8 protein-coding genes are annotated in these 9,790 nt (G+C 29.5%); 6 read left to right on the top strand and 2 right to left on the bottom strand.

Annotated features, from left to right (window positions below; genetic code table 11):
• The 6 genes from ACRC28_RS00800 to ACRC28_RS00775 all read left to right on the top strand — a co-directional run.
• On the top strand, nucleotides 1–1,084 hold a 1,084-nt coding region (locus tag ACRC28_RS00800), incomplete at its 5' end, for an RNA-guided endonuclease InsQ/TnpB family protein (RefSeq protein ID WP_438541553.1).
• Between the two features lie 294 nt (nucleotides 1,085–1,378).
• Nucleotides 1,379–2,686 (top strand): hypothetical protein, encoded by a 1,308-nt coding sequence (locus ACRC28_RS00795; protein WP_438541552.1) that lies wholly within the window; start codon nucleotides 1,379–1,381, stop codon nucleotides 2,684–2,686.
• Nucleotides 2,687–2,701: 15 nt separating this feature from the next.
• Nucleotides 2,702–4,411, top strand: a complete 1,710-nt coding sequence (locus ACRC28_RS00790) for a hypothetical protein (RefSeq protein WP_438541551.1) — start codon at nucleotides 2,702–2,704, stop codon at nucleotides 4,409–4,411.
• Between the two features lie 123 nt (nucleotides 4,412–4,534).
• Nucleotides 4,535–6,355: an AAA family ATPase gene (locus ACRC28_RS00785; protein WP_438541550.1), complete on the top strand. Its 1,821-nt coding sequence runs from the start codon at nucleotides 4,535–4,537 to the stop codon at nucleotides 6,353–6,355.
• A gap of 88 nt (nucleotides 6,356–6,443) precedes the next feature.
• Nucleotides 6,444–7,046, top strand: a complete 603-nt coding sequence (locus ACRC28_RS00780) for an ECF transporter S component (RefSeq protein WP_438541549.1) — start codon at nucleotides 6,444–6,446, stop codon at nucleotides 7,044–7,046.
• Nucleotides 7,047–7,235: a hypothetical protein gene (locus ACRC28_RS00775; RefSeq protein WP_438541548.1), complete on the top strand. Its 189-nt coding sequence runs from the start codon at nucleotides 7,047–7,049 to the stop codon at nucleotides 7,233–7,235.
• Between the two features lie 75 nt (nucleotides 7,236–7,310).
• Here the strand turns inward: ACRC28_RS00775 and ACRC28_RS00770 are convergent, their stop codons facing one another.
• Together ACRC28_RS00770 and ACRC28_RS00765 are read right to left on the bottom strand one after the other, a co-directional pair.
• Nucleotides 7,311–9,332: a DUF11 domain-containing protein gene (locus ACRC28_RS00770; protein WP_438541547.1), complete on the bottom strand. Its 2,022-nt coding sequence runs from the start codon at nucleotides 9,330–9,332 to the stop codon at nucleotides 7,311–7,313.
• A gap of 74 nt (nucleotides 9,333–9,406) precedes the next feature.
• Nucleotides 9,407–9,790: DUF11 domain-containing protein (locus tag ACRC28_RS00765; RefSeq protein WP_438541546.1), on the bottom strand; the 384-nt coding region annotated here is incomplete at its 5' end.

The following is a 9,790-nucleotide window of genomic DNA, read 5'->3' as shown; positions in this document are numbered from 1 at the left end:
TAGATGGTCTTATAATTACTTTTTATCAGAAAGTGAAAATTACTACAAAGAAAATAAAAAGAGCATTAAGGAAAGTGATGTTAGAAAACATATAAACAATGTTTTAAAGAAAACAACACATACTTGGCTTAAAGAAGTTGGTAGTAATGTTATGAAACAAGGGGTAAAAGACGGAAACCTAGCTAGAGAAAGATGGTTTAAAGGATTAGCAAATAAACCTAAATTTAAAAGCAGAAGAAAAAGTAAAATTAGTTTTTATGTAAATTATGAAACGCTTAAAAAGGTTAAAGGTGGTTTCAGAGGTGAAAAGATAGGTTTTGTTAAAACATATCAAGCATTACCTAAATTGAAAAAAGATGAAAAGTATTCTAATCCTAGAATAAGTTTTGATGGTAAAAATTGGTTTCTATCTGTTGGATATAATGTAGAATTTGAACCTGTAGAATTAACAGATAGAGTTTTAGGCATTGATATTGGAATAAAAAGTCTTGCAGTTTGTTCAGATGGAGCGTTTAAAAAGAATATTAACAAAACTAAAAGAGTTAAGTATTTGAAAAAGAAACTCAAAAGAGAGCAAAGAAAACTTAGTAGAAAAATAGAAAATAATATTTCAAGTCACACAAAAAATAGAAAGCCAGTTTATAAAAAACCTTTAAGAGATATGAAAAATATTCAAAAGCAGAATAAAGAGATTCATAATTTGTATAAAAAACTTACTGATATAAGAATAAACCATTTACACCAAAGCACGAATGCGATAGCGAAAACCAAACCTAGCAAAATTGTAATGGAAACTCTTAATATCAAAAATATGATGAAGAATAAACACTTAGCGAAAGCTATTGCAGAGCAATGCTTATATGAATTTAAAAGACAAATTCAATATAAGTGCCAAAAATATGGAATAGAGTTCGTAGAAGCAGATAAATGGTATCCTTCATCAAAAAAATGTTCTTGTTGTGGAAATATCAAAAAAGACTTAAGACTCAAAGATAGAATATATAAATGCTCTTGTGGTCTTAAAATTGATAGAGATTTAAATGCAAGTATTAACTTAGCAAATTATTCAATTCAGAATATCTAACCTAAAAATAGATTCTGAATATGTACCCATCGATACTGGGGAATTTAAGCCTTTGGACTGTCATACCAAATGAAAGTAGTATGTGATTTATCACTTGCAAAATCAGATAGAGTGAAGAAGGAAGATACAAAATGAAAGTCTTAGGATATAAGTTGTATCACAGTATAATGTCTACATTTAAATAGAAATGTATATATTTTTCGTATCGGTAGCAAGGATGGAACAATAGAAGAGGTACTAGATTCTGTTAAGCAATTAATAAAAGAATATGCACCTGCTATTACAGAACCTAAAGTGTATGGTTTCTCAGGAAAACAAGCTATGCTTTCAAGAGCAGTAATAAATAATACTGCAACTGAAGAGATGAAAAAGCAAATGGAGTTAGATTATGGTAGCAGATTCCCAGTAATAATTACAGTTGGAGACCAAGAGGTTCAAACTATACCTAAGGCAGCTAGCTTTGCAGAACCTTTATTAGAGATGAGCAGAATTAATATTATAGAAAAAGATATAATATCAGAAGTATTTAAAAATGCTAGTACTGATATGATAAAAAATGCAACTTCAAGAATTGAGGCAGTTTCAAATAATATTTTAAGCAAAGCAGAAAGTAAAATAATTTCTTTAAATAAAAGCTCAGAAGAAATAAAAGAAATTGCAGACTCAGCAAAGGCAAAAGTTTTAGAATTAAGAAGTAAAAGTGAAGATATAAAAAATCTTGCTGTAGAAAGATTAAGTAGCGTTGAAGCGGCAGTTTATGATAGCTTGGAAAATTTAGAATATAGAGTTTCAGATGTATTAGAAGAACAAATTCCAGAAGATGATTATATATCACATACTGACAAAGATGTTATAAATGAAAGAATACAAACAATAAATCAAAATTGTTTAAATGCTGTAAAGGTGTGTTTAGTTTCTGAAGTTGATAAAATTCAAAGAGAGTGCTTAAATGTCCAAAATGATTTAAATAATGATATAAATATAAAATTTAATAGATTAGTAGAAGAAGCAACTAAAGAAGCAAATGAAAAAATAAGCTTTACTGCTAAACAATTTGATATAAATGAAGCAATAGAAATATCGGCAAATGCAAGATTAGAAGAGCAGGCTGAAAGCGATGGAACATATATTGATTCAGAGTTTACAGGAGTAGGTGCAACAGTTGGAATTGGAAGCGGTGCAGCAGTAGGTGCAGCTATTGGTTCTGTAGTGCCTATATTAGGAACTACAATTGGAGCAGTTGTAGGAGGAGTACTTGGATTCTTTGCAGGAGCAACTAAGAGTTCAGTAAAAGAAAAAACAAAGATTGTATATAAGGCAAGTTTAGTAGAGTTAAAGGAAAATATACAAGCATCAGCAAAAAGTGCTATTGATAATGCAATAGGAATGGTAGAAGGAAATATAAATAAGTTTACATTAGATTATAAATCTCTTATAGAAGGAGAAATAAATAAATTTATTGATGGTCTTGATAGAGAAGTTGATAAAATAGTTTTAGATTATGAAAAAGAAAAAGCTAATAAAGATAATGAAATTGCACATATGGCAGAAATAAAGCTTGATATGGCAGAAGTTTTGGGCGTGGTAGAGCAATTAAGATAGAAGGTGAAAAGAAAGTTGGATAAGATGCTTGAACTACTTTCAAATAATGTAGAAATCGAATTACAAGATTTAGAAGAGTTAAATTGGAGTATGGAATATAAAGAAGCTATTAGAGAGGATTTCATATTAAAAATTTTATCTATAGGTAAGAGAAAGGAAAACCTTATTTCAGAAGAAAAGCTTAAGTTTTTAAGAAGTTCTGTAAAAATAGCAAAATATTTAGAGATAAATGCTTTGGACTATGGGAATTGCCATAAAAAATTTTATGAAGAAGTTAAATATAAAAATTATGATGTAATAGATTCTAAGGAAAGTGTAAATAAGGAATTTATAAAAAATAAATTAAAAGAAGAAATAAAATTAAATGGAAATATAGAAAATCATACAGTACATTATGGAAATAATATAAGTGCTAAAAATTATTCTGATAATGTATTGATGCATGGAAGTCGTGGACATGGTTTTGCAGCAGAAATGGTTAACGATTTATATGATAAATGTACAGGCAAGGATGCAAAAATAGTTGGAAATGATTTTTCTAAAAATGGTGCAGATAGAGTTGTAAATGGTATTGAAATTCAAACAAAATACTGTAAAACAGGTTCAAGATGTGTTGGTGAATGTTTTGAAAATGGTAAATTTAGATATATTGGTAGCGATGGAAAGCCAATGAAAATAGAAGTACCAAAGGATAAGTTTGATGATGCTGTAAAGGCTATGGAGGAAAGAATAAAACGTGGACAAGTACCAGGTGTAACTAATCCAGAAGATGCAAAGAAAATTATTAAAAAAGGTATTTTTACTTATGACAGAGCTAAAAATGTAGCTAAGTTTGGAAAAATAGAGAGCATAGGGTATGATGCAATTAAAGGGATTAGAGTTTTTGGAACAACCTTTGGAATATCGTCAATTATAAGCTTTGCTGTAGCTATTTGGAATGGAGAAAGTAAAGAAGATGCTGCAAAGCAGGCATTTAGTGCAGGAATAAAAATTGGTGGAATGAGTTGGGCAACATCTATTGTAACAGCACAAATAGGAAGAACAGGAATTGAGCAAGGATTAAGACCAGTAACAGATTATATTGTAAAGTCTTTAGACCCAAATACAACTGCAAAGATAGCAAATGCATTAAGAACTATGGTTGATTCTTCAGCTAAGCCTATTTATGGAGCAGCAGCTGCAAATAACTTATCAAAGGTTCTTAGAGGAAATATAGTAACAGGAACTATAACTACAACAATGCTTTCGATGGTAGATATAAATAGACTTGTAAAGGGAGAAATATCTGGAAAGCAAGCATTTAAAAACATAACTAAAACTGGCTCAGGTGTAGTTGGTGGTGGTGTAGGAACTGTTGGAGGAGCTATAATAGGAACTGCAATATGTCCTGGAATAGGAACAGCTATTGGAGGAATAATTGGAGGAGTAACTAGTGGTATGGCTGCAACAAATATTTTAGGAAAAGGCTTGGATATGGTTATTGAAGATGATTCTAAAAAAATAATGATGCTAATAGAAGAAGGAGTTTCTAAAATTAGCTTTGATTATGTTTTAAGTCAAAAAGAAGTTGGAGAGCTTATAGAAAATATAGCAAGTAGAAATATGGAAGATGTATGCAGAAAAGCATATGCAACTGACATAACTGAAAAGTATATAGATAGTATAATAATGGAAGATGCTTTGAAGGTTATAAATAAAAGAGAGTTTATAAAAATAGAGGCATAGATAAAAAGCTATTTAAGTTAGAGTATATTTGACTTAAATAGCTTTTATTTTTTTAATCAATTTAAAGAAGAAAAACAGATGTGATACAATAAAGAAAAAGTAAAAAAAGATTGGTGAGATTAAATGGATAATAATATATATGATAAAAATGGTTTCAATGAAAAAGGAATTCATAAAAATGGAACTTATTATGATGATTTTGGATTTGATGCTTTCTCTAAAAATATAGATGGATTAAGTTTAAATCAAGTTTTTAAATTTAATGGTTATGATAAAGAAGGTTATGATAAATATGGCTTTAATAAAGATGGATTTAATAGAGATGGAAAGAGAAAAGAAGAATTACATATAGAGATAGATATTGAAAAAGAACTTAAAAATATTATAGGGCTTGAAGAAGTTAAAAAGATAATTAAGGAGCAATATACTCTTCTTTTAGCAAGAAAGCTTAGGGTTCAAAATGGAATTGAAGTAGATGATATGCAAGCCTTGAATATGATTTTTACAGGAAATCCTGGTACAGGAAAAACTATGGCGGCAAGGCTTATAGGAAAGCTTTTTAAAGAGTTTGGAATCTTAAAAGAAGAAAAGGTTGTTGAAGTTGATAGAAGTATGTTAGTTGGACAATATCAAGGTCAAACAGCGAAAAAGACTAGAGAAGTTTTTAAAAAGGCTTTAGGTGGAGTTTTAATTATTGATGAAGCATATTCTCTTTATAATGGTGAGATGGATGAATCAGGAATGGAGGCTATAAATACAATAGTAAAGCTTATTGAAGATTATAGAAATGAGATTGTAGTTATCCTTACAGGCTATAAAAAAGAGATGAATGATTTTATGGAAACTAATATGGGGATAAAATCAAGATTCTCATTTTACTTAGAATTTAATGATTATAACTTAAATGAACTTAAAGAGATATTTTTTAAGATGATTAAAGGGCGAGGCTTCCTTCTTTCAAAGGATGGAGAAGAAGTTTTAAGCAAAAGAATAGAAGAAATGTTATCTAGAAGTGATAGAGCATCTGGAAATGGAAGAATGATAAGAAATTTAGTTGAAGATGTAATAAGAAAACAAAGTTTAAGGATAGTAAAAGAAAATAAGGATATAGATTTAAATGTAATAAAAAGAGCTGATATTGAAGAGGAAATATTATTAAAAAGAGTTTCACTTAAAGATAATTTAGAAAAGATTGTAGGGAAAAGTGAGGTAAAGGAATTTTTAACTCTTTTAGATGGAAAATTATTTATAGATAATGAAAGAAAAAAGCATGGCATATTTATAGAAAAAAACTTAAACAATATGATTTTTAAAGGCGGAAGAGGAACAGGTAAAAAGGTTATTGTAAAGACTGTATCAGAAATTTTCTATAATAATAAAATTTTAAGTACAAGAAATATTATAGAAGCCACAAGAGGAGATTTAATAGCGCCATATGTAGGGCAAACAGCTTTAAAAACAAGGAAAAAGATAAAAGAAGCAAGAGGTGGAGTTTTATATATTAATGATGCACAAAACCTTTTAAGTGTAGGAGAAGGTGGCTTTGAAAGAGAGGCTATATGGGAGATTGTAAATGGAATAGATAATTATGGTGATAATATTTTAGTTATATTAGGTGGAGAAAAGAAGGGAATAGAAAAATTATTAGATGAGAATACAAGCTTAAAGGGGAGGTTTAAGCACAATATAGAGTTTAAAGATTATTCACTAGAAGAGTTAACAGATATATTGTTAGGAAAGCTTGAGAATGGTGGATATACTTTAGATTTAATAACTTTAGAAAAGATAAAAGAATATCTTAAAGATAAAGATACATCAAATAATGGTCGTTATATAGAAGAGTTATATGAAAAAATTCAAATGAATTTAGTAAAAAGAATTTATAAGAAGAAGGATTTAAACAGAGAAGATTTAACCTTTATAAAAGAAGAAGACATATATTAAACCTAAATGTACCCGTACATTTGGAAAAAAATCTTAATTGATATAGAATGTGTTTAAGAAATTTTATAGATTAAGGGGGGCTTTTAAAATGAAAAATGTAAGATTTAAAAAACTTACTCAAACGGCACTTTTAGCAGCATTATGTTTTGTGTCATTTACCTATTTACAAATAAAAATACCAATTCCAGGAGGTGATGCAACATCCCTTCATATTGGAAATGCTTTTTGTGTACTTGCGGCACTACTACTTGGGGGAATGTATGGAGGCATGGCAGGTGCAGTTGGAATGACAATTGCAGATTTAATTGACCCAGTTTATATAACTGTTGCACCTAAAACCTTTATATTAAAATTATGTATTGGACTTATTGTAGGATTAATTGCACATAGAATTGCACATATTAGTGAAAATAATGATAAAAAGTATATATTTAAATGGAGCTTAATTGCAGCTATTGGAGGTTTAGCATTTAATGTTGTTGCAGATCCTGTTGTAGGATTCTTTTATAAACAATTTGTTTTAGGACAGCCACAAGATGCAGCCTTGATTTTAGCAAAAATAAGCGGAGTAGCAACTTTAATAAATGCAATTGTATCTGTAATATTAGTAACATTCCTATATAATGCACTATTACCAATATTAAAAAAATCAAAATTACTTTTGCCAGTAGGGAAAGTAACTAGTTCATAGGTGAAATTTAAGAAAGGTGCTACAAAAGTTGTAGTACCTTTCTTAAAATATAATATAGTAGAGAGATTAAAAAAAATAATTCAATACGATTTAGAAGATGACATATATGTAATCAAAGATGTTTACAAAAATAATGATATATTTGTAAGTGGAAGTTTGAAAGTTAAATTAAATGAAATTTTTAGGTAGTACATATGTTTTGTACTACCTTTTTTAAAAGGAAATATTATTAAGATTTGAATAAGAGATAATTTTAAAAGCCATTTAATTAATTAGCACTTTGAAGCTAATAGTTTTTAGTTCATTTGGGTTAAGTGTACCAATATTAATTGAAGTAGGTACATCAGTTGAGGAAATTCCGTTTAAAAGAACACTTCCTGGAACAAAGCTTGTACCATTTGGAATAGTATCTTTTAAAATAAGATTTATAGCTGGAGAATTTCCAAGATTAGTGATAGAAAAACTATAGGTTAGAGTATCACCTGTAGTAGAGAAGGTTTTATCAACAGTCTTAGTTGCATTTATATCCACATATTTATAAATAAAATTTACAGTATTTGAAGAAAGATTATTATTATTTATAATCGTAGTTGGTGATATTATTGAATAATCTATAAAGCTAGTGTTTGGAATAGTTCCAATTGTACCATTTGTGATAACTTTAAATGAAATAGTAGCAAGGGTTAAACTTGGAATTGTAATATTAAGTGCTATGCCATTTTGAGGTGTAGTATTTGAAATAATAGTTCCATTAACAGAAAAACTATTAGGAACAAAGGTTGTAGTGTTTGGAATTGAATCTATAAATTTTATATTTGTTAGCTCATTTAATGAATCGTTGTTATATATTTCAATTGTATAAGTTATGGTATCACCAGAAAAAGCCATTGATTTATCGATAGACTTTATAATGCTTGTGTTATCTATAAATAGTGTCGTATCAACTGTATTACTAACTCTTCCAGCAGAATAAATTGGACCACCGTTTATTGATCTAAATGTAGTTTGAGTATAAGCAAAATTACTAATTGTATCAGTAATCGGTGCATTAGTATTTATAGTAGCAGCATAAGTAATTGTGTAGACAGTACCAAAAGGGACTGAGCCTAAATCAATACCAGCTTCTATATTACCACTGTTAGGAACACCATTTACATTTAATGAATTTGGAACAAGAGTGGTATTAGCAGGAAGTGTATCTTGAACAAATCCAGTTAAAGCAACTGTTCCACCATCATTTACTAAAACTAAAGTATAAATAACAGTATTTCCAGGGGAAGTAATGCTTTTATCAACATATTTAATAGGAGTTAAATATGCTTGGTTAGCATCTATTTCAAGTCCAAGCATTCCTAAGAAAAGAACATCACCAGAGGAGCCAATTCCAACTGTTGTAGAAGTACTATTGTTAGTAAGGGCACCATCTGCTTTAACATTTGTAATATCAAACATGTCTCTTGCATAAGTGGTTCCTGTAAAAGGTGTAGTACCAGTTTGTTGAGGCACATTGTATTGGGCAAAGCTACCAATGGTTGTTACAAGACCTGTATAGTCACAAACTTGATTATTAAAAAAGTTTGTAGCAGGATTATAAGGTCCAGATAAAGCTACCGAATTTAAGGTTAAAGTATCTCCACCAGCAAAATAATTGGCTTCTACAGATTGAGCATATACTCTAGCTTTAACAATTCCAAAACTTGGAGTACTAAAACCAGAAGCTGTTGCAGAGCCACCATTTTGGATGAAACCAGTATAGAAACTTAAATTCCTAATTGGCATAGTAGGCTCAGTATAAGCAATTAAAAGTCCCCAGCCTATACCATGAACATCATAACCACCAGCAAATGAAATATTTTTAACTGCGTAAGAACCACGTCCAGAATTTTGAACAATAGAAGTTACATTTGCTGAACCAGAATATGAGTCAGTCCAGTTTAAATTTACTGTATGAGCAACACTATTTGAATCGATTAAAGTTACATTTCCACTTGGTTGATAAGTGTAGCTTTGAAGAGTTAGAACTGCAAAAACTACAGTTGAATTAAGAGGAACATCAGCAGGCGATGGATTCAAAACAGCCCAAGAGCCTAAGTTAGTACCGACAGTAGAAGTTCCGGCATAAGTATCCACTGAAAAAGAACTTGTTATTCCGTTACCACTATTTAAATTGGGGTCTAATGTAATACCAGTGGCACAGTAAAGACTGTTAGCAGACATACCAACAGTATTACCAGTATGGACCATTTTTAATGGGCCAGTTTGAGAAAATCTAAGATTTAATGCCATAAAAATCAATCTCCTTTCATTAGATATTGTATTCAGAGAATTTCATAGTTGTTAAAATGAATTTGGTAAAGAATTTAGTTAACAAGTATTTTAAATGTGAGGGTTTTTATTTCATTTGGATTAATGTTACCGATATTTATATATGATGGTGTACTAGGAACTTGCACATCATTTAAAAAAATACTTCCAGAAACAAAGCTCGTGCCAAATGGAACTGTATCTTGTAAAATAACATTTATAGCAGGAGCATTTCCAGTGTTACCAATAGAGAAAGTGTAAGTTAGGATATCTCCTCTAGTTGCATAAAGTTTATCTACAGATTTAACTATAGAAGTTTTCACATATTCATAAATGAAATTAACTATATTTGAAGTTTGAGTATTATTTTTGATAATTGCAGAAGGTAAAACTATGGAATAATTTATAGAGCTAATATTTGGAATAGTTCCATCTGTTCC

The sequence above is a fragment of the Clostridium sp. genome, from assembly GCF_051650885.1.
Classification (GTDB): Bacteria; Bacillota; Clostridia; order Clostridiales; family Clostridiaceae; genus Clostridium.
This window is presented reverse-complemented; position numbering and strand designations above follow the sequence as displayed.

Bases quoted from the DNA above. Each gene is read 5' to 3' on its own strand.
- ACRC28_RS00785 (WP_438541550.1), top strand. From the start codon at position 4,535: ATGGATAATAATATATATGATAAAAATGGTTTCAATGAAAAAGGAATT.
- ACRC28_RS00780 (WP_438541549.1), top strand. From the start codon at position 6,444: ATGAAAAATGTAAGATTTAAAAAACTTACTCAAACGGCACTTTTAGCA.
- ACRC28_RS00770 (WP_438541547.1), bottom strand. From the start codon at position 9,332: ATGGCATTAAATCTTAGATTTTCTCAAACTGGCCCATTAAAAATGGTC.